This is a genomic window from Streptomyces sp. NPDC051018, assembly GCF_044456085.1.
Lineage (GTDB): Bacteria > Actinomycetota > Actinomycetes > Streptomycetales > Streptomycetaceae > Streptomyces.
This window is the reverse complement of sequence record NZ_JBITFN010000012.1, coordinates 239298-258923: the sequence shown is the minus strand read 5'-3', so window position 1 is coordinate 258923 and position 19626 is coordinate 239298. Positions and strand designations below refer to the sequence as shown.

The 19626-nt window shown below is 63.6% G+C and carries 16 protein-coding genes and 1 pseudogene; 9 read left to right on the top strand and 8 right to left on the bottom strand.

Annotation, left to right across the window (positions count from 1 at the left end):
* Positions 1-49: 49 nt before the first annotated feature.
* The 6 genes from dndB (at position 50) to ACIBCM_RS22180 (ending at position 7048) form a co-directional block, all read left to right on the top strand.
* Positions 50-1189 (top strand): DNA sulfur modification protein DndB, encoded by a 1140-nt coding sequence (dndB, locus tag ACIBCM_RS22205; RefSeq protein ID WP_399245706.1) that lies wholly within the window; start codon positions 50-52, stop codon positions 1187-1189.
* Complete coding sequence (dndC, locus tag ACIBCM_RS22200) at positions 1186-2784, top strand: DNA phosphorothioation system sulfurtransferase DndC (protein ID WP_399245704.1); 1599 nt, start codon at positions 1186-1188, stop codon at positions 2782-2784. Before dndB ends, dndC begins: the two co-directional genes overlap by 4 nt.
* Positions 2771-4801: a DNA sulfur modification protein DndD gene (gene dndD, locus ACIBCM_RS22195; protein ID WP_399245702.1), complete on the top strand. Its 2031-nt coding sequence runs from the start codon at positions 2771-2773 to the stop codon at positions 4799-4801. The genes dndC and dndD overlap by 14 nt, the downstream gene beginning before the upstream one ends.
* The gene (dndE, locus tag ACIBCM_RS22190; RefSeq protein WP_399245700.1) at positions 4791-5171 is read left to right on the top strand and encodes a DNA sulfur modification protein DndE; all 381 of its coding nucleotides are present in this window, start codon (positions 4791-4793) and stop codon (positions 5169-5171) included. Before dndD ends, dndE begins: the two co-directional genes overlap by 11 nt.
* A gap of 132 nt (positions 5172-5303) precedes the next feature.
* The gene (locus ACIBCM_RS22185) at positions 5304-6215 is read left to right on the top strand and encodes a DUF262 domain-containing protein (RefSeq protein WP_399245698.1); all 912 of its coding nucleotides are present in this window, start codon (positions 5304-5306) and stop codon (positions 6213-6215) included.
* A complete protein-coding gene (locus tag ACIBCM_RS22180; RefSeq protein WP_399245696.1) occupies positions 6212-7048 on the top strand; it encodes an HNH endonuclease family protein in 837 nt (278 codons plus the stop codon). Before ACIBCM_RS22185 ends, ACIBCM_RS22180 begins: the two co-directional genes overlap by 4 nt.
* A 157-nt stretch (positions 7049-7205) precedes the next feature.
* Here ACIBCM_RS22180 and ACIBCM_RS22175 read toward each other — a convergent pair.
* Positions 7206-8064 (bottom strand): annotated as a pseudogene (locus ACIBCM_RS22175) (IS630 family transposase); the annotation flags it as partial.
* Between the two features lie 1235 nt (positions 8065-9299).
* Here ACIBCM_RS22175 and ACIBCM_RS22170 point away from each other — a divergent pair.
* Positions 9300-9497: a hypothetical protein gene (locus ACIBCM_RS22170; protein WP_399245695.1), complete on the top strand. Its 198-nt coding sequence runs from the start codon at positions 9300-9302 to the stop codon at positions 9495-9497.
* Between the two features lie 5 nt (positions 9498-9502).
* On the opposite strand, the gene ACIBCM_RS22165 is transcribed toward ACIBCM_RS22170, so the two are convergent.
* The 5 genes from ACIBCM_RS22165 to ACIBCM_RS22145 are packed head-to-tail and all read right to left on the bottom strand — an operon-like array spanning position 9503 to position 16246.
* Positions 9503-9976 (bottom strand): DNA phosphorothioation-associated protein 4, encoded by a 474-nt coding sequence (locus ACIBCM_RS22165; protein ID WP_399245693.1) that lies wholly within the window; start codon positions 9974-9976, stop codon positions 9503-9505.
* Complete coding sequence (locus tag ACIBCM_RS22160; RefSeq protein WP_399245691.1) at positions 9976-12054, bottom strand: AAA family ATPase; 2079 nt, start codon at positions 12052-12054, stop codon at positions 9976-9978. Before ACIBCM_RS22160 ends, ACIBCM_RS22165 begins: the two co-directional genes overlap by 1 nt.
* Positions 12051-12236 (bottom strand): hypothetical protein, encoded by a 186-nt coding sequence (locus ACIBCM_RS22155; protein ID WP_099930490.1) that lies wholly within the window; start codon positions 12234-12236, stop codon positions 12051-12053. Before ACIBCM_RS22155 ends, ACIBCM_RS22160 begins: the two co-directional genes overlap by 4 nt.
* Before the next feature lie 60 nt (positions 12237-12296).
* Positions 12297-14447 carry a DEAD/DEAH box helicase family protein gene (locus ACIBCM_RS22150; RefSeq protein WP_399245689.1) on the bottom strand — a complete coding sequence of 717 codons (2151 nt, stop codon included), beginning with the start codon at positions 14445-14447 and terminating at the stop codon, positions 12297-12299.
* Entirely contained in the window at positions 14447-16246 is a 1800-nt protein-coding gene (locus ACIBCM_RS22145) for a hypothetical protein (RefSeq protein ID WP_399245687.1), read from the bottom strand. Before ACIBCM_RS22145 ends, ACIBCM_RS22150 begins: the two co-directional genes overlap by 1 nt.
* A gap of 764 nt (positions 16247-17010) precedes the next feature.
* On the opposite strand from ACIBCM_RS22145, the gene ACIBCM_RS22140 reads away from it, so the two are divergent.
* Together ACIBCM_RS22140 and ACIBCM_RS22135 are read left to right on the top strand one after the other, a co-directional pair.
* Positions 17011-17133, top strand: coding sequence for a hypothetical protein (locus ACIBCM_RS22140; RefSeq protein ID WP_399245685.1), 123 nt, complete (start codon positions 17011-17013; stop codon positions 17131-17133).
* Positions 17134-17202: 69 nt separating this feature from the next.
* Entirely contained in the window at positions 17203-17415 is a 213-nt protein-coding gene (locus tag ACIBCM_RS22135) for a transposase (protein WP_399245763.1), read from the top strand.
* 240 nt (positions 17416-17655) lie between these two features.
* Here the strand turns inward: ACIBCM_RS22135 and ACIBCM_RS22130 are convergent, their stop codons facing one another.
* Together ACIBCM_RS22130 and ACIBCM_RS22125 are read right to left on the bottom strand one after the other, a co-directional pair.
* Positions 17656-18216, bottom strand: a complete 561-nt coding sequence (locus ACIBCM_RS22130) for a GNAT family N-acetyltransferase (protein ID WP_399245683.1) — start codon at positions 18214-18216, stop codon at positions 17656-17658.
* Positions 18213-19496 carry an XRE family transcriptional regulator gene (locus ACIBCM_RS22125; RefSeq protein WP_399245681.1) on the bottom strand — a complete coding sequence of 428 codons (1284 nt, stop codon included), beginning with the start codon at positions 19494-19496 and terminating at the stop codon, positions 18213-18215. Before ACIBCM_RS22125 ends, ACIBCM_RS22130 begins: the two co-directional genes overlap by 4 nt.
* Between the last annotated feature and the right edge of the window lie 130 nt (positions 19497-19626).

The window sequence follows — 19626 nt, the reverse complement described above, 5'->3', positions numbered from 1 at the left end:
TTCAGCAAGCTCCGTACGTTAAACGGATGACGTACGCTAAGGTTGCCGGGTGGAGATCAAAGCAGCGACACCAGCGCCCCGAGTCGTAGCTCCGCGCACCTCAACGGGGTTCGAGTACACGTTCCCGGCGATCCGCGGCATCCAGGCAGGGCGCGAGTATTACGTCTCGATGTGCCCCCTGCGCCTCATCCCAAAGATCTTTATTTTCGACGAAGACGAGCTCTCGCCGGAACTACGCGCCCAGCGGCTCCTCAACAAGGGGCGCCTCCCGGCACTCACGAAGTACATTCTGGACAATCCAGGGGATTACGTCTTCAGCGCTTTGACCGCATCCGTCGACGGCGACGTGGAGTTCGACCATCTCGGCTCCGACGGCAACGCCTTCCGTACCGGGCAGCTGCGCATCCCCATGGACTCCCGCTTCCTGATCAACGACGGCCAGCACCGGCGCGCAGCCATCGAGCACGCCCTCAAGGAGAACCCGGACATCGGCAACGAGACGATCGCCATCGTCTTCTTCCATGACGCGGGGCTCGCCCGCTCGCAGCAGATGTTCGCGGACCTCAACCGGCACGCGGTACGTCCGGCCCGGTCCATCGGCGTCCTCTATGACCACCGGGACAGCGAAGCCCAGGTCGCGCGCTCGCTGGCCGGCCAGTGCAAGGTCTTCAAGGGCTACGTCGAGATGGAGAAGAGCACCCTCTCCGCCCGTTCCCGGATGATGTTCACCTTGAGCGCTCTCTACTACGGCACCCAGTCCCTCCTGCAGGGCCTGGAGATCGAGGCAGACGCCGCAGCCGAGCTGGCGCAGGAGTACTGGGAGCACATCGACACGACGCTTCCCGAGTGGGAGATGGTTCGCAAGCGAGAGCTCTCGGCACCCGAGATGCGGCGCGACTTCATCCACAGTCACGGAATCGCATTGCATGCTCTCGGCCGCATCGGAAATTCCCTACTTCGGGAATCCACCACGCCTAGTAAATGGAAACGGAAACTCTCCCCTCTGAAAAATGTCGACTGGACTCGGTCAAATGCAGATTGGGAGGGCCGCGCCATCGTCGGCGGCCGTGTTTCCAAAAGCCACCAAAATGTAACTCTCACAGTCAACTACCTGCGCAATCACTTGCGCCTCGGCCTTAGCGCCGAAGAGCAGCGGGTAGAGGACGCATACCTGCGAGGCGAAGCATGAGCACCATCCCTCTGCAACTCGGCATCACGCCGGTGCGGCGGAAGCCATTCGACGGGCAACCCCTCGAAGAGGTCATCGCCAAGCTCTCAGACGAGGTTCGTGAGCTCTACACCGCCGACCAGGTGCCCTGGGTCATCGGATACAGCGGCGGCAAGGACTCCACCGCGGTCCTTCAGCTCGTATGGAACGCCATTGCCGCTCTGCCGGCGGAGCAGCGCACCAAGACGGTCCACGTCATCAGTACCGACACCCTCGTCGAGAACCCCGTTGTCGCGGCGTGGGTGACGACATCACTGGAGACGATGGAGAAAGCCGCCGCCAAGCAGAACCTCCCTATCGAGCCTCATCGCCTGACGCCGGAGATCAAGGACACCTTCTGGGTCAACCTGATCGGTCGGGGCTACCCGGCGCCGCGCCCCAAGTTCCGCTGGTGCACCGAGCGCCTCAAGATCAAGCCCTCAAACTCCTTCATTCGGAACGTCGTGGCAACACATGGCGAGGCGATCATGGTGCTCGGTATCCGTAAGACCGAGAGCCAGGCGCGCGCCCGTGCCATGGAGAAGCACGAGAAGCGGCGCGTCCGTGATCGTCTCTCCCCTAATGCAAACCTTCCCAACTCCCTCGTCTACAGCCCGGTCGAAGACTGGACCAACGACGACGTCTGGGAGTACCTGATGCAGAAGCCCAACCCGTGGGGCTACAACAATCAGGATCTCCTCACCATGTACCAGGGCGCCTCCGGCGATGGCGAATGCCCGCTAGTGGTCGACTCGACTACTCCCTCATGCGGCTCCAGCCGCTTCGGGTGCTGGACGTGCACGCTCGTCGAGCAGGACAAGTCGATGTCGGCGATGATCCAGAACGACGAGGAGAAGGAGTGGATGAGGCCGCTCCTGGACCTCCGCGACAAGCTCGACGCCCCGTTCGGCTACTTCGAAGAGGGCGAGGAAGGACTCCCCGCCGGCCGGAAGCTACCGTACCCCCGCCCTGACCAGCCGGCCCGAGACTTCCGCCGCATGAACGGCAAGGTCATGGTCTACAAACGCAGGACCGACGGCGAAGAGGTCCCGATCCACGGCCCGTACCTGCAGAAGTTCCGCCAGGACTGGCTCAAGGACCTGCTGGACGCCCAGACGTGGATCCGCGCCAACGCGCCGGAACACGTCAAGAACATCGAACTGATCACCCTCGACGAGCTGCACGAGATCCGCCGCATCTGGGTCTTCGACAAGCACGAGGTCGAGGACTCCCTCCCCCGTATCTACGCGGAGTCCACGGGCGAGGACTTCCCGGGCGGACCTCTGGACGAGCAGCTCGTCATGGGCGCGGACGAGATGGAGCTCCTGAAGGAGCTCTGCGGGGGCGACGACCTGCACTACGACATGGTCCGCGAGCTGCTCTCCGTCGAGCGGAAGTACCGGACAATGTCCCGACGCTCTGGCCTCTTCCAAGCCCTGGAGAGCGCCGTAAAGAAGGGTTACTACGAGGACAGCGCCGACGCCATAGACTTCGCGCAGCGCAAGAACAAGTGGCGTGAGGAATCGCAGACCCACCTGACCCTGGACGAAGAAACCAATATCGATGCTCCTGCGTAAGATCACTCTCGAAGAGTTCGGGGCTTACCGCGGCACCCAGTCGCTGGATCTGACCACCAAGAAGAACAAGCCGATCGTCCTCATCGGCGGCCTCAATGGCTGCGGCAAGACGACCCTCCTCGACGCCATCCAGCTGGCACTGTACGGGCCGCGAGCACGTTGCAGCGGTCGAGGCAGCAAGTCGTACGAGACGTACCTCCGCGAGAGCATCAACTGGCAGGCCGACCCGACCCGCGGTGCGCAGATCATTCTGGAGTTCACGGTCACGGTGGACGGCACGGAGCACTACTACAAGGTGGTCCGCAGCTGGCACACCAGCGGCAAGACGACGGTCAAGGAATTCGTGAACGCGTTCGTCGATGAGGAGTACGGCTCCAGGGTGAAGCCGGGGCGACGCGTCGAACCTGAGCTGAAGTTCAGTCGGGTTCTCAGCCAGGAGTGGGCCGATCACATCGAGAGCCTGCTCCCCCTCGAAGTCGCCTCGCTGTCATTTTTCGACGGAGAGAAGATCGAATCGCTCGCCGACCCCGAGCGCGCGGCATCGGTCATCGAATCGGCCATCCACTCGCTGCTCGGTGTCAGCACCGTCCAGCAGCTCCGTACGGACCTGCTCGCGCTCCAGCGCCGCCAGAAGCTGTCGGACGAAGAGCAGCACCTGATGGACAAGATCCACGCGGAGAAGCAGGAACGGCAGGCGGCCGACGCCGCTCTGGAGAACGCAGAACAGCGGGCCGCGCAGCGCAACAGCGAGCTCGTCAAAGCTCGGCGCACTCTCGAAACGCTGGAGGCTGCCTACAAGCAGGAGGGCGGAAACCTCTTCGAGCGTCGCGTGGAGATCGAGCGCGAGTACGCGCAGGTTTCCGCTCGCCTCGCCGAAATCCGCAGCTCCCTCGTCCAGTTGGCTGCAGGCCCGCTTCCGCTCCTGATGATGGGAAGTCACCTCAAGGAGCTGCGCAAGCAGGCTGGTCGCGAGCGGACGGCAGCCGAGTCCCACCAGGTACTGGGGGTGCTCGAAGAGCGTGACCAGTGGCTACTGGACATGCTCCCTGACGAGGCGAAGGCCGCTGTAATGGAGAAGCTAGAGGCTGACCGCGCCAAGCGCGCCAAGTCCGCTGGCCTCAAGGTGGATCTGGGCCTCTCCCCAGACACGCTCCCTCAGCTGTCGGCACTCGACGAGGCATTCAGTCGCGACAAGGCACGAGCTGCCGAGCTCCTTCAGCAGGCTGCGGAAGCCGCCGAAGAGAGTGTGCAGCTGGAGCGTCAGCTGGCGGGTGTACCGGCCAAGAGCAAGGTCGAGGCCATCCAGAAGAAGCGTGAAGACCAGCTCCAGGAAGTCGCACGGCTGGAACGGGAGCACGAGAACAGCCTCAACAACGTCGCCGAGTTGAAGCGCCGCCTCGAATACGTCTCCGCCTCCCTAAAGCGTGCCCACGAAGAGTTCGTTCGCACCAAGGTGAAGGCCGAAGAGGTCGAGCGGATCATCAAGTACTCGGAAAAGGCCCGGAAGACGCTGGAACAGTTCGGCGATGCCCTCCTCAAGCGGCACATCAGCCGCCTTGAGGTAGCAATGCTCACGAGCTTTCAGACCCTCATGCGCAAGCAGGGCCTGGTGAACGACCTCCGCATCGATACCGACAAGTTCACGCTCACCCTGGCTGACACCGACGGAGAGCCGATCGACCCCGGCCGTCTCAGCGCGGGCGAGCGCCAGCTACTCGCCGTCTCCCTCCTCTGGGGCTTGATGAAGGTCGCCGGCAACCACCTGCCCAGTGTCATCGACACGCCGCTCGGCCGGCTCGACAGCCGCCACCGTGAGCACTTGGTGGACCGATACTTCCCATACGCCAGCGACCAAGTCCTCCTCCTCTCCACCGATGAGGAGATCGACGAGTACCTGCTTGGCCGCCTCAAGAAGTCCGTCGCCCACACCTACACCCTGGTCCACGATGACACCACCTTCACCACCAGCGTCGTCGAGGGTTACTGGTGGAACGTAGGAGCCAGCAATGTCGCTTGAGAACATCCGCCTCGCCACCGCAAGCAAGGACCGCCTGAGCCGTCTGAAACACACCACCGGCATCACCCATTGGAACGTCCTGTGCCGCTGGGCCCTGGCGCTCTCCCTGGCGGACGCCTCTACCCCCTTGGTTCGTGAGGTCGTCACCGACTCCAACGTCGAGATGTCCTGGAAGACCTTCGCCGGACCCCACGGCGACCTCTACCTCGCCCTGCTCAAGCAGCGCTGCGTGGCAGACGGACTGGAGCCGACGGACGAGAACGTCTCCCATACGCTGACGATCCATCTGGCGCGGGGGGTCGGGTACTTGGGTGCGCACAAGGAGATGACAGCGATCGAGGGGCTGATCGGGGCCGTAACAACCGTCTAAATTGTCAAAAATTGCCCAGTTTAGGGCCGATTCGCCTGCGCGGGTCGGCCCTTTCCTGCACCTCCACACGATTGCGACCAGTCATCAGAAAACACAGATCCGCTTAACTCATTGACACTTAAGCTGCCCTGTATGGCATCGGGACACGGCAGCACCTCGCTTCAGCTCTACCTCGTCGGCATCGGTGAGGTCCTGCGCAACAATCGCCTGGTCGTTCCCCAGTTCCAGCGCTCGTACTGCTGGAAGGTGGAGCAGGAGGTCCTCGACTACTGGACCGACCTGAACCGGGCGATCAACGGCGGGGCGAAGGAGGAGTACTTCTTCGGCACGATCGTGATCACCCAGGACGGCGACGGGACTCGGAAGCGGATCATCGACGGCCAACAGCGGCTGGTTACCTCCTCCCTCCTGATCGCTGCCATCCGCGACGAGCTGCGAACCCTGGAGGGGAACCTGCTCAAGGCGGACGACTCCCAGGCTGTGGGCATCAGCCGCACCTTCCTGGCCAGCAAGGCATGGAACGACAGGTACGCAGAGTCGCACCTCAAGCTCAACGAGAACGACAACCCCGACTTCCTCGGGATCACCACCGAGACCGCGCTCCCGGGGAAACCCGCGAGGACCGACTCCGACATCGTCAAGGCGTACCGGTTCTTCCGGGAAAAGATCTCGCAGTTCCGCAGCCTGCATGGGATGGACGCGGCCAACGTCCTCGAGAAATGGGTGAGCTACATCCAGCACCGGGCGCAGCTCGCCGTGGTCGAGACCCCGACCGAGGCAGACGCCTACGTGATCTTCGAGACTCTCAACAATCGAGGCGCCGACCTGACCACCGCGGACCTCCTGAAGAACCACCTCTTCGGAGCCGCCGGCGAGCAGCAGAACCTCAACGCGGTCCGGAACAACTGGCACCAGTCACTCGGGACGCTCCAGCTCGGGGCGCCGCCGATGCGAAGTTCACCAAGTTCCTGCGCCACTACTGGAGCTCGAAGGTTGGCAAGATCACCGAGCGCGATCTCTACGCGGAGATACGCAAGGAGGTGACCCATCGACAGGAGGCGCTGCATTTCTCGGAGAACCTCCTGTCAGCCACACACGCCTACACCGCGCTCTCCAACCCGGAGAGCGACTTCTGGGCGACCAAATGCAGCGGCAACGGTCACCGTCCCGCTCTCGACACACTCGCCATGTTCGACCTGGTTCCCAACAAGATCCTCCTGCTGGCGGCAGTCGACCACTTCCACTCCCACGAGCTCGAGAAGCTCCTCCGGGCCATGGTGAACTGGTCAGTGCGCGGCATGATTATGAGCATGATGAACCGCGGCCGCTTCGAGGACCAGTACTCTCAGATCGCGGTCGCCATCCGGAAAGGCGAGGTCACCACCACCGCGCAGGTCCGACTGCGCGTAGAGGACCTCATCCCCTCCGACACCGACTTCAGGGAGCAGTTCGCGCTCGCCACCATCGGAAGAAGCGATTCCAAACTTGCCCGGTACTACCTAAGCGCCCTGGAAACGACAAGGCGAAAGGAGTCCCAGCCAGAGTTCGTCCCCAACAGCAACCCGAGCCAGGTCAATCTGGAGCACGTGTTCCCGCAGAACGCCAAGGAAGCCGACTGGGAGGACTTCATCAAGAAGAGCGGGGACAAGCAGGACGCCGCCAGCTGGGTCTACCGCATTGGCAACATGGTGCTCCTGCAGGCTGGAGTGAACTCTAAGATCGGGAACAAGTCGTTTGCCGAAAAGGTCGAGGTCTTCAAGGCGTCGGGCTTCGAGCTGACCAGAAAGATCAGCGAGAAGAGCGAGTGGACCCCGGACAGCATCCGACTTCGGCAGACCGTCCTTGCCGGGCTCGCGGTCAAGACCTGGCCGCGCTGAACTACTGCAGGCACGGAGAATCCATTCCTCAACCGGCTCAAACGCCAAAGTATGTGAAATGTCAGCCTGTCGAGGCTGAAGCACGACTTCCCCCGCCTGCCCTTCTACTACATCCTCTCGAATACAAAAATAGCGCCGAGGCTGCAACCATTATTGATCAGAAACTCAAATGGTTCTCTTCGAGGGTGCAGCGGATGTGGAGGCCGTCGAAGTAGCCGCGGACGATGTGGGGCTGGCGCTGGCGGCGGTGGAAGAACCTGCGGTTCTCGGCTGCGAGTTGGGCCTGGTGGCGGGTCCTGCTGCTCATGAGCAGGCTGCGTTTGAGGTCGACGTTGACGAGTTCGTCGGGGTTCAGTTCGGGGTGAGTACGGGAGCAGGAAGTGCAGCTCGATCCTGTCGGCGTGGTCGGCCAGCCATGTGCGGACCACGTGAGAGCGGTGTGCGGAGTGACCGTCCACCACGAGGTGGATCTTGCGGTCGGAAGTGGCCGATGAGCCGGTCGAGGAAGCGGCACATGACTTTCGCGTCGAAGGTCTCGGTGAACACCATGAAGTGCATCCGGCCCTTCGCGCTGATCGCGGACATCGCATTCACGGAGAACCGATTGCCGGTGCGGCGCACGATGGGGGTGCGGCCCTTCTCGCCCCAGGTGCGACCGGTGACCTGATCAGAACGGATTCCGACCTGGTCGGCGAACAGCACCTCACCGTTCTTGGCCTTCGCCGTCGCCCGGATCGCCGGCCATGTCTCCTCCAGCCAGGTCCGCACCGCCTCCGGTTCTGCTCGACCGCGCGCTTGTCGGGCCGCTGGAACGACAGCCCCCAGCGCCGCAGGTACTTGCCCGCCCCGGGCTCGGTCATCCGCACCCGATACAGCTTCGCAATCAGCTCACCCACCTGGCCACGCGTCCACAACTGGCCACGAAGACCCAGGTCACACGGCAGGTGATCCAAAATCGCCTGCCGCACTGCTGCCTGCTCGACCCCGGACAGCACCTGATGCTCACCCACGCGCCGCGCGGTCAGCGCCTCCCCCACCAGTTCACTCACGCAGCATTCGACGACCCGGAACGCTTACCGTTTCGGATCAATAAGTGGCATTTAACGCTATCCGGTTGCCCACTATCAGACTCCTGACCCTCTCGCCGAAAAATCAATACACCTCCAACAACCTCGATGACTTTCGGCCGACACTCTCTGTAACGAAAGAGCTCTAATCGATGTAGCGTGAAGGTTTTTACTTTGCCAGCAACGGATCCAGGCTTCATTCTAAATGAAAACGGAACGAAAAGTTCCGAGACTTAGGGCAGCCATCACACGCACCGCCCGGCACTCGAATGAAGTAACCCATATGAGGTGTCGCTTCACTTTCCGCGAGCGCCACCCCCCGGACCAGCAGTTTTAGAGTGCCAGCCTAGGGAGTCTTCCCTTCCGGATTTCCTCGACTGGCGCCTAGGCGCCAAGTCGCACCGTTCGCGAAGTGCACTGCGACTTGGCGTGCCGCTGCACGAACATGGTTTCACGTGTCGCAATGGCGGATCGAATCCAGGGGGCTTGAATTTATAAATCAAAAACTGTGACGCACAGCTACGTATAGCTGTTTGTGAGAACGTCTCGTTCCAAAGCGGTATGACTCGGATGGTGTCAGGGTTACCCGGTCATGGTCGTTCATCTTCCCTTTGGCTCGCTGCAGCCGAGGGGGAGGGGTAGTTGGGCTCCGCTTTCCCCTGCTACGTGGCAACCGCATGAGCCCAAAGAAAGGAGCAACGTGCACAATCCGCTTGGCGACGATCACTGCTGCACCTCGACGTGCCTGCGGGATGAGGGCCGGAGCACGTCTGGTGGCCAGAGTAACGAGGGCCCCTCGAAGGGGCGTATAACTCCGGCCACAATCACGGCAGTTGCCACCCTGGTAACTTCCCTGGCTGCACTGATCACGGCCTTCCGGTAGCAGGCAGCTGTACTGCAATAGTAGGGACACGCTGCCAAGTCGTGTGTGAGGCGCAGGTGACGCCGGCTGACCATCTGGGATCACCTTCAGCGTCTTGTCAGGAGTCGCATAACTCCGAGCACGTTGACCCTATCGGCATCAGTGAATTAGGGCATGAAGCGCTTCGGTGCTAATTGAAGGCTCGATTCCCTGAGCGAATCAAGTCATGGCCCGCTCGTCCTCTTACCCTGCCGAGTTTCGCGAGTGTGCGGTACGCATGGTCGCGGAGATTATTCACAGCCACCCCACCGGGTGGGCCGTTATGAATGCGGTCGCCGCGGACCTGGGCATCGAGGCCGCGGCCACCGCAGAGTGGGCCGACTGGTTCAACAACCAGCTGCTTCACACCGCCATCGGAGACATCCCGCCCCATGAACACGAGACCAACTACTACGTTCCACAGAGGTGGGCAGGGTTGATAGCCGTACGGATTCCGGCTGTCGACCCTGCCCTGAGGTAGCGGCTTTACCAGTCCAGGTCAGCGCTGGCAAGGATGTCGCCAACGTCGTCCTTCTCTGCCTCCGGCGGCGTCCTTAGCCCCTCAAGGACGAGGTTCGAAATGACCGTGTCAAGGTCCTGGTCGGACTGACGATTTATAAGGGTCTGCAGGTGGGACAGGCCAGCGTTCGCGTACTCCTCGAAAATGAGGACCCGCTCGGGCTGCCGGTCCGCGCTGAGGATCTTCGGGTCGTCGGGGCACTCGACGGCTCCAAGCATGTCGAGAAGCACCTCCCCGTAGTCCCGGCTCTCCATCAGCGCGAGGCGGATCGGCTCGTCAGCCTGGTCGAACGGCTTGCGCTCGCCTCGGCAGCGGCCTAGCAGCGCGGCGAACATCATCGCCTCGACCATAGTCGCGAACGTCCCGGTCTTTCTGTCGGTGAGCTTACCGAGCAGGACCTCATGCTCTTGGGGACGGCGGAATCGGTCCGTGTAGGCCATCAGTAGGTCACCTTCTCCAGAACAGTGTGCTCGAATTCGCCGTGTGACACGTACGGAACCTCACGATTGTTGATCACAATCGTCTCTTCGCCTGCCGACTGGTTCGGCGTATAAGAGCGCAGTACGTACATCTGGTTGGCGGCTTGCTGGAGGTTCTCCAGAACCTTTCCCCGCGCCTGCGACTGCGAGAGCAGGGTGACGATCTGGGATGTCAGCGCTGGCAGGGCCTTGGAGATTTCTTCCTGATAGGTCAGGTCGAGACTGCCGAAGGGGGCATCCATGACGACCGGGTAGACACCGCCGCTGCCGGTCTCGATAGTCGCCTCCCCCCTGTTCTTCTTTCGGGCACTGATGTTCCTGGCAACCTCGGAGACCGCGCCGACGAAGCTGAGCCCGAGGATCTGGTTCTCACCGGTGGAGCGGATGGCCACTCCACTCGCGGTGTGCAGCTCCAGCTCGAAGTCGTCGTTCAGCTCGGGTACGTAGCTCTTGATGAAGATCCGGGAGAAGACCTCCTTGACCTTCTTGTCAAGCTGGTCGCGGACCTCCTCGGTCTTGATCTCGAGGATCTCCTTCAGCGCGGCACGCACCTTCTCGACGAGCTCGACCTGCATCTGAACCTTGCGGGCCTTCTCGCTCTTGACCTCAGCATTCCGGTACTGGCGGCCTGTGGCCTCTGCCTCCTGCTTGATCGAGGTGACCTTGTTCTCAGCCTCCTTGTGCGCGACGCGGGCGTCGGTCTCCTTGGAGGCGTAGTTCTTCCGGCGCTCGATGAGGCGCTGGACGTCCTGGATGTTCACCCCCTCCAGCTGCCGATCGACATCAGAGCGTTCTGCTTCCAGCTCGCTGATCTCGGCGTCTGCTTTCTGAATGTCGGAAGCGTTGAGGGTGAGCTGCTCCAGGATCTCCTGGCGCCTCTCCTCCAGGTTCTTCATCTTGCCGCTGACCCGCATCCAGCTCTCCTGGACGTCCTCGAGACCGGCGTTGTACTTGCGCTTGTCCAGCTCCTCGTACTCCTGGGTCCCCTCTCGGACCTCACGGCCGCACATGCACAGCTGGGCTTCGAGAATGTCCTCGATGAAGCTGCGCTGGATGCCCGCGGGCAGCTGGCGGCGCTCGCGCATCTCGTCCGCGAGCTCAATCACCTTAGTGTCGATCCCGCTGGTCAGAGCCAGGAAGCCGTGCCGTGACAGCAGCTCGCGCTTGCGGCTCTTGTACTCCATGTGCCGGTCATGCGCGGCCTTGATCTGGCGGGTCAGCGAGTCCCGCTTCTTCTGGAGCGGCTCCGCCTCCCTGTTCTGGAGCAGGGCGCGGTCAATGGACTGGACTTCCTTCTGGAAGGCACTGATCTCGCCGGAAAGGCGCAGCATCTCTGCCACCTCTTCCTTCTCGCGGGTGGCGAGCTGGTCCATATGGTCAGACAGCTGCTTCAGCCTGCTGTCCTCCTTGGAGTCGATCTCGCTGGCGAGCTTTCGGGAGACCTTCGGCAGGTCCTCCAGAGCACGCTCGATGGCCTCCAAGTCCAGAAGGGTCTTGATGGCCTTCTGGACCTCCTGGTTCTTGCCTTCGCCTTCCCGCTTCACGTCGCCGGAGAACATCTTCTCCATGCGCTCACCGTTGAAGAAAAAGAACTGACGCAGGCCCTTGGGCAGGATCTTCTCGATCCGGTCCTGGCCGTTGAGGATGCTCTGGGCTTCGCCGTCCGTCCCGATCTCCGTGACCGTCAGCTCGGGCTCGACGGGCTCCTGCTCCGCCTTCTCCTTGGTAACGGTGACGTGCCGGACCACGGAGAACCGGGTCCCGTCGTGCTCGAAGTCCAGCCGAACCGAGGCCGTGATGTCCTCCCCGAACGCCGTGTCCGCCCATGCTTTGTCGTGAATGACGCGATGCTGCTGTTCCACGTCTTCCGAGAAGGTGCCGTAGAGGGCCCAGGCGAACGCGTTGAGCAGGGTGGTCTTGCCGGCACCGTTGTTACCGAAAATGAGGACGGCGGGCTTGCCCTCCTCCACAGACAGGTCGAGAACCTGCTCACCATAGAAGGCTCGGAAGTTCTTCAGCGTCAGCTTGAGCAGCTTCACTTGGTCAGCTCCCTCACGGTGTCGACGATCTTCGGGACGACCTTGGTCGTCTCCCTGATGTGGATGTTCTCGGTCTCCAGGTCGATGACCTTCTGGACGAGGATCTTGGCTTCCCGCGGCAGCTCGTTCAGGACGTCGCGCACCGTTCGTGCGGGAGGCTGGCCGGCTGTTTCGTCGCTCACGGGTTACTCCTGGTTCGAGGTAGCGGGTACGGAAGGAATGGCAGTACTTGCAGTGAGGGCTCAGGTGTCGAAGAGGCCGTAGCGCTCGCGCACGGGGCGGAGGACATTGAGCGTGTCCCCCTCGTTGTCAGCGAGGTAGGCGAACTCTTCGACGCGAGCCAGTTCGCGACGGAGCAGGCTGCGTTCGGTCTCGTATTGAATCGCGTCCCCGCCCGCAGGCGGTACGACGACGAAGTCGATGATGTCCGCGTGCTTCTTGCCGGGCGCCTTGCGCAGGACGCGGCCGCGGCGCTGGATGAACTGGCGGGGGTTGGAGGAACTGGACAGGAGGTAGGCGGTCCGGGAGGCCGGGACGTCCACGCCTTCGTCCAGGCAGCGCATGGAGGAGATGACCTGGAGGTCGTTGTTCTCGAAGCGGCGCAGGATGTCCAGGCGGGCCGAGCGCTTGGTCTCCGAGGTGTAGCGGGCAGCGGGCATGTGCAGCTCGTTGCCGATCATCTCCATGACCTGGTCAATCTGACGCGGGCCGTCGGTGCCGTGTTCGTAGAGAAGGGGATGCTTGCCCTCGGCGCAGTAGATCAGCTGGTGGCTGGTGTCCCGGCGCCTCTCGATCTCCGCGTGGAGGATCTCCAGCTTGCCGCGGGCGTGGCCGATGATGTCGGCGCGCTTCTTCAGAAGTCGGCCGAGCGGGGAGTCCCGGTCGGCGGTCTCCTTCAGGTCTGTGCCAGCCGCGATCAGGCGGGCGATCTTCGCGCTGGTCTCTGCGTACAGTTCGGCTTCTTCGTCGTCCAGCTCCACGAGGATGGGCGTGTAGGTGTAGCGGCACAGGGCGCTGCGGCGGATGGCTTCGCCGATTCCCATCTCGAAGACGACTCGGTCGAAGTAGTCGGTGAGGGCGTCGGTTCCCTCCTCATCAAACCAGCGCTCCGGGGTGGCGGAGAGGCCGAGGCGGTACTGGGCCTTCTCCGGGAGGCGGGTACGCAAGTGCGCGGCACCGAGGTTGTGGGCCTCGTCCGCGATGAGGAGGAGGTGCCCCCGGTAGGAGCTGAGCAGGTTCTGGAAGGCATCGCCGCCGAAGGTGGCGTTGGTAGCGACAATGACGCCGCCTCGGGTACCGCCGAGGGCGATGTTCTGGAGCAGGCTGTGAGCGCGCGGGGACCATCTGCTGGTCGTCTCGTAGGCCCGCAACGGTGTCACGCCGAACCACTCGATGTCCTTGGCCCACTGGTCGACCAGATGCTGGTACGGGGCCACGACGACAGTGAGGAGTGAGGCGGACGCATCGTTCTTCCGAAGGAGCGTGCCGAGCTGGGAGGCAGCGGAAAGTGCGGTCAGGGTCTTGCCTGTGCCTGTGGCCATGCGGAGGATGCCTCGGCACTGGTTGCGGAACCAGTTCTGGACCGCTTCCTTCTGGTAGTCGCGAACCTTCAGACTAGGCGGGATCGCAAGCGTGCCAGGAGGAGGCAGCGGCGTGGTGCGGATGGGGGTTCCGCCGGTCGGGAGTTCGTCCAGCTCGTACTGGTCTGCGGTGGCCCGGGCGCTGCGCTCGACGATCACCTTGGCGGCATCGGTGAACGGGATAACGCGGAGCATCTGCGTGCGGTTCTCCCAGAGGTCATCGAAGTCCTTGCTTATACGCGCGGCCCGGCGTGCATCGCTCGGTTCCCAGCTCCGATAGACCTCGATCGCCTCGAAGTTGCCAACGAGACCGGAGCGGGTCTCGTTGGCGCTGCCCTTGAAGGCGATGATGTCTCGGCCGTCCCGGAAGACACCAATCTTCTCGTGGTACATGCCGACGCGGCCACGCTCTTCGACATAGGCCAGCTTGAAATCGACTCGGTGCTCGGCGACCAGTCGTCCGAGCTTGCCGAGGCCACGGGCTGCCCGCGCGTCCTCGACCGCCTGCTCTAGGTCGCGGAGGGCAGCACGCTGGAGGACTTTGCGCAGCTCGTAGCCGTCCTCAATGTCCTTGATGTCGGCCGGGTCAAGGTAGGGGGAGGCGATGATCCGCATGGTGCCGCCGCGCGCGGTGAACTCGTCGATTCCCTGCCCGAGCGTGGCGATCACGGACGCAGCGAAGTAGCCCACGGCCCGGTCGTAAGCGGTGGAGGCGGCGAGGGCAGGCAGGTAGAAGTCCTCGACAAGGTTGTTGCGGTCGCTGCGGTAGTCGGACTCCGCGCCGCAGTCGCGTAGGAAAGGGGAAGCCGCCATCAGATCAACCCCAGGTGGTCCATGAGGTCATCCACGTCGGGGGCCTCGTCGACGGGTTGGGGCTGCTGCTTGCCCGACGCATCGGTCTCAGCGGTGCGGGCTGCGGGGACAGCTGCTTCCTCGGAGCCAATGTCCAGGTCTTCACCTATACGGCGGACGATCCCTCCGCCTGCGGTGAAGGGCGCAATGGACATGGCGGCCCGCAGGCTGGACTCCTTGATGTCGAAGTCTCGGCGAAGAAGCGCCACGACCTTGTCTGCCTCAACCTGGCCGCCGTGCGCATCGACCATGTCAGAGATCAGTTCCTTGATCGGCTTGTACACCGGGAGGTGCCACTCAGTCAGCGACCACTGGTTCCGCTGGCTCCGGCTGAAGCGAGCATCCGCTTCGATCTGCTGCCGGAGATACTGGATCCCAATGGTGACCCCCGTGCGCTCCTTCAACTCCTCGACAGTCAGCGGGGTGTCCACCTCGCGCAAGGCGGCCTCCACCTTGTCGAGGCGCTCGCGCTCACGTTGAAGCCCACCGCGCGAGCCGACGCGGCCGACGGCCTCGGTGGTCGAGGCGGACGCTTCTTCTTCTCGGGAGGAAAGTCCCTGGGCCGGGATCGCTGCAGCGGAGGGTCCAGTCGTGTCAGAACCGTCCTGGAGGCACCAGGCTCCCCTGGCCGTGATCGCGAAGCGCGCATCCGTGAAGAGCGCCTCCGTCACTTCTCCCTGTGGCACGACTCCGTCCAGTGCATCCTCGATAAGCGAGGTGCTCATGCCCTCAGCACAGCCTTCGAGGAGCTGCGCGATGAGGTCTCCGGGCGACGCCTCCAGACCTGCTTTGCCGGCATCCGCCAGCTTGCCTGCAAGCGGAACGGATCCGTCACTCTCTGCTTCGCTAATTTTGACTTGCTCGGTCGCACTTGAAGGACTATTACCCTCCGTAGCATTCCGCTCCGCCGAGATTCCTTCGCCTCGCACTGCCCGACGCCGCTCGGAATCGGCGGAGCGATCCGGCACAACCCAGCCCTCACCCGCCGCAAAGGTGGTGTCGCGGAGCATGCGGGAGACCACTCCAAGCTCCCCGTCCGCCGTCTCCGCCTCACCTAGGAGGTCACCGAGAGTAAGAACGCTCTCGCCGTTTTCATTTACTAGGAGGAGGGCGGACAGCTTCTCGACCAGCTCAGACAGCCCGCCAGAGACGACAGCGGTCTCAGTAAGCCGGGGCTTGGAGCGAGTCAACGAGATCTGTTTGCCCTCGCAGTCAAGACCACAGTGGATCAGCCACTGACGAAGGGTGTTGAAATCACTGGGGACAGGAACCCTGCGTGCGTCAAGGAGAGCGGAGGCTGTCGACAGACTCATCACCTCGTCGACATCAAGATCAAGGGCTCTCACCGTGGCGGCGCCACACTCTTCCAGATCATTCATGAAGATCCACTGATCGGTCGGGGACACGGAGGTGGTCGCGTCCAGCCAGCGCATGCCGGTGAACAGGCGGAGGGCGGTGAGCCCGTCCCCAATGTTCTCGCCAAGCCAGGCATGGCGGTCCAGAAACGAACTGACGAGGCAAGGTTTCCGCAGATCAAGCTCCGCGTGCTCTATCCAGGCACGGAGTATCGAATCCCCCTCGACACTGCGGTTGAACTCATCCATGAGGAACTTCCGGCACTGCCGCGCAGTCTGCCGAAGAAGGGCATGCCGAGAAGCAAGCTCGCCCAGCGAAACCGGAGCCTCTGCACAGAAGTGCTGCAGGACGAGGTCCCGGTTGAAGCTGCTGAGCCCCTTGTACCAACGGTCAAATGCGTTCATGCCTTCAGAGGTAGGGGTGGATGATGGTCAGCGCGCTGGGAGCAACGCCTCACACGGGGCGATCGGGTTGCCGGTCACCGCGCGTTAAAGGCGTCATTGGGTTGTTCGTTCCAGCACACCCCTGTGCCTCTTCCCCCCTCCTGGGACATCAGCGACAGCGCTGTCGCTTAGACGGTACAGGGGACGCCCTAAACTCATCCATGGTTCCTTGAACTAAGCAGGCAGAACGGCGGGAGCGGCTTCTGAAGCCTCACGCCCGCCGTCCATGTGGCGAGCATTCCTCCAGATCGGGCCTGGCCTGCTGTCCGGTGGCCTGCTCCGCCGATCAGCGGCGGCCCCTCCGCTCCAGCGGGATAGGCACGCCCACCGTTCCGTTCTCCTCCACCCGCCCTTCAATCCCGCTGCTCTAAGGCTCGTTAGCCTTCAAGTTCTCCGCGTTGTTCACCATCACGACTCCCTGGACCGTGACCGCCAGGAGGTCGGCGGCTAGGGAGTGCCTTCAAAGCTGATCACGTGGTGAGAGATCACGTTGTTTGTGGTGCGTCGTCATGAGCTTTCGGATGCCGAGTTGGGGGGCGATGTCGTGGTTCCTGCCCGAGTTCGGGGACTGCAGGCTGGCCACGGTCGGACGGCGGGGTGGTGCTGAACGGGATTGTGTGGAGCTGCAGACCAGGCCTGGCGCGATGTGCCGGAGCGGGAGGGTTCGCGGCAGACCCTGTACACACCGTTTCCACCAGTGGGCACTGGACGGGACATTCTCGCGGATGTTGCGGATAAACCAGGCGGAGAAGGACGCGGCCGGGGGCATCGACTGGCTCATGTCGGTCGACTCCACGGCCGTGGGGGCCCACAAGCACGCGGCTGGCGGCAAAAGAAGGGGCGCATGAGGGCGACGAAGCGGGTGATCACGCCCTCGGCCGGTCCCTTGGAGGGCTGAGCGCCACGCTCCATCTGGCCTGCGGCGGGAGGGCCGCCCGCTCGGCCTCATCCTGACGGGTGGTAACGCCAACGACCGCACCCGCTTCGAGCAGGTGATGGGTTCCCGGGTCCGCAGGTTTGGGCCGGGCCACCTGCGGACCCGGCCCGACCACGTCATCTCCGACAAGGGCTACAGCTCCCGCAAGATTCGCGGCTACCTGCGCCGACGCCGCATGCGGCACGCCATTTAGCCGCAGTACCGTCCTGCTGTGAGCACGCTGACGCACAGTGCAGAAGGAAACGGCTGGCGAAACGGGTGCTGAAGGGTCTGATTTCGGATGACCACGCCAAGCTGTCGCGGCCCAGGCCGCGTTGCCCTTCTCCACAAATCAACCAGAGCATTCCTAAGGTTCTCACCTGAAAACGTCGAGGGCCAGTGCACTCCCGCCAGACAGGGGGCCATTACCTATGCAAATCCAAAAAGGAACGAATCAGACTTCGGGCGTCAATGAGACAGGAACAAAGTGGATCATCACTGCGAGAACCGGCGATGCCGATGACGGCTGGCTCTGCCCAATGTCCTCGTAGCCCCACGACCTGTAGAGCGCGTGGACCTTACCGTCACCGGCGGCCGGGTTGACCATGAGGGTGGCGTACGGCTCATCGCGGGCGGCGATGAGAGCGTCATGGATGCGGCGGGCCGTGCCCGTCTTGCGCCAGGCCGGGCGGACGCCGATCTCCTTCAGGGCCAGGGCTGGGCGCTCGGTGTACTTCTCCGCCGGCTCCGGGGTGGTGCGCTGCCAGTATCGGTCGCCGCGTTCGATGGTGTTGCCGTAGGCGTAGCCGACCGGTTCGTCGTCGGCGTATGCGAGGACGGCGACGAAGCCCGGTTCGGTGCCGTGGCGGTCCAGGCGTTCGCCGAAGGTGGTGACTGCGTAGTTCGGCAGGTGGAGGAGTGGGGCACGCACGTCGGCGTAGACGTCGAGGAGGTCGCCGCGGACGGGGTCGAGGGTGGTGAAGGTGCGCAGTTCGATGGCGGGGGCCGTGGTCATGCGGTGGTCCTCCAAGTGGCGGCGTGCTCGGTCCAGGTCTGCACGGTGGTGCTGCCGGGGGCGGTGGCGCGCAGGGCGGCGCCGAACTCCTGCAGCATGCGTGCCACCCGGGCGTGGTGAGTGGCGACGTCGGCGGGCACCTTCATCGCGGTGGCCGTGGCGGCGTCCGCAGCCCCTTGGGCGAGCTGGGCGTGCGCGAGGCGGGTCGTCGCGATGGCGCGGGACCGGATCATGTGCGGTCGGAGCGCGGCCAGGCAGCGGTGGGCGTGGTACTCAGCGGCCGGGTAGTCGCCCAGCGCCAGACGCGCGGACAGGGCCAGCGAGTCCAGCTCCGCTTGGTCGTAGAAGGCGAGCATCCACACTGGCCGGTAGTCCGCGGGGTCGGAGCGCAACATGGCCTCCTGCGCCTGGTCGAATGCTCGACGCATGCCACTGCGGTCCTGGGCTGCACCCTGGATGGCTCCCTGGCGGGCCAGGCCGAGGGACGCGAAGAGGGGGTCGCGCCGGGTGAGGAAGAGGTTCCGGGCCACGTCGTTCGCGGCGAGGGCGTCGGCGGGGCGCCCGAGGTGCCGGTACATCGTCCCCGTATGGCTCCAGATGCGGAACTTGATCGCCTGGTCCCCGGACATCTCTGCGAGGGCCTGCGCCTCCCGCATGTGCGTCTTCGCGACGTCGTAGCGCCGGCCGTCGATCGCCGCCCACATCGCCGAGGAGCGGAATGCTGCCGCGGAGGCGTACAGGCTGCTGCGTACGCGCTGGGTGGCGCTTCCCGCGTTCTGGAGGTTCAGTGCCTCGTCTGCGAGCGCGGCGGCTCGCTGTTCGATGCCGAGTTGTCCACCGTGGCGGTGGTCGCTGGCGACGATCCCGGCGAAGCGCTTCTGCAGACGGTCGACGTCGTTCATGCCGATACGGCGTGGCGACGCGGCGCCGGGTGCTGCCGCTGCGACGGCGGCCGTCGCGATCCCGCCGACGAGCGTACGGCGCTTCATGTCAGGGTCCTCCTGCTGCGGTGGAACCGGGATGGACAGAGTGCTGCCCCGTGGAACGAACCCTAAAGCGGTGGCGGGCAGTCCGGCGATGTCCTCAAGCGCCTTACGGGTGGCCGACTTCGGCCACTTCACGCGTCCTGCCTTCCAGCCCCGGATCGATGATCCGTCGAGCCCTCCGGGCCTCCCGGTCAACCGCTCTAAAGAGCTGTTCACAGCTTCGGCAAGGCTGTTGGAGCTGTAGCCATGCTCGGCCATCCACGCCTCAAGAGCGATGTTGCGCGCGGCATCCATCCACGCACGGTAGCGCTCACGTCACCCAGCAGTCAGGTAAACGCTGGGTCAAATCACCCTAGGTACTTCCGTTAGGTGGGTGCCTGATAGCCCTAACCGGCAGAGCGGAAGCCGGGGTTGTCTGGATGTC

Bases quoted from the DNA above. Each gene is read 5' to 3' on its own strand.
- dndC (WP_399245704.1), top strand. From the start codon at position 1,186: ATGAGCACCATCCCTCTGCAACTCGGCATCACGCCGGTGCGGCGGAAG.
- dndD (WP_399245702.1), top strand. From the start codon at position 2,771: ATGCTCCTGCGTAAGATCACTCTCGAAGAGTTCGGGGCTTACCGCGGC.
- dndE (WP_399245700.1), top strand. From the start codon at position 4,791: ATGTCGCTTGAGAACATCCGCCTCGCCACCGCAAGCAAGGACCGCCTG.
- ACIBCM_RS22185 (WP_399245698.1), top strand. From the start codon at position 5,304: ATGGCATCGGGACACGGCAGCACCTCGCTTCAGCTCTACCTCGTCGGC.
- ACIBCM_RS22170 (WP_399245695.1), top strand. From the start codon at position 9,300: ATGAATGCGGTCGCCGCGGACCTGGGCATCGAGGCCGCGGCCACCGCA.
- ACIBCM_RS22165 (WP_399245693.1), bottom strand. From the start codon at position 9,976: ATGGCCTACACGGACCGATTCCGCCGTCCCCAAGAGCATGAGGTCCTG.
- ACIBCM_RS22150 (WP_399245689.1), bottom strand. From the start codon at position 14,447: ATGGCGGCTTCCCCTTTCCTACGCGACTGCGGCGCGGAGTCCGACTAC.
- ACIBCM_RS22145 (WP_399245687.1), bottom strand. From the start codon at position 16,246: ATGAACGCATTTGACCGTTGGTACAAGGGGCTCAGCAGCTTCAACCGG.
- ACIBCM_RS22140 (WP_399245685.1), top strand. From the start codon at position 17,011: ATGTTGCGGATAAACCAGGCGGAGAAGGACGCGGCCGGGGGCATCGAC.
- ACIBCM_RS22130 (WP_399245683.1), bottom strand. From the start codon at position 18,216: ATGACCACGGCCCCCGCCATCGAACTGCGCACCTTCACCACCCTCGAC.
- ACIBCM_RS22125 (WP_399245681.1), bottom strand. From the start codon at position 19,496: ATGGATGCCGCGCGCAACATCGCTCTTGAGGCGTGGATGGCCGAGCAT.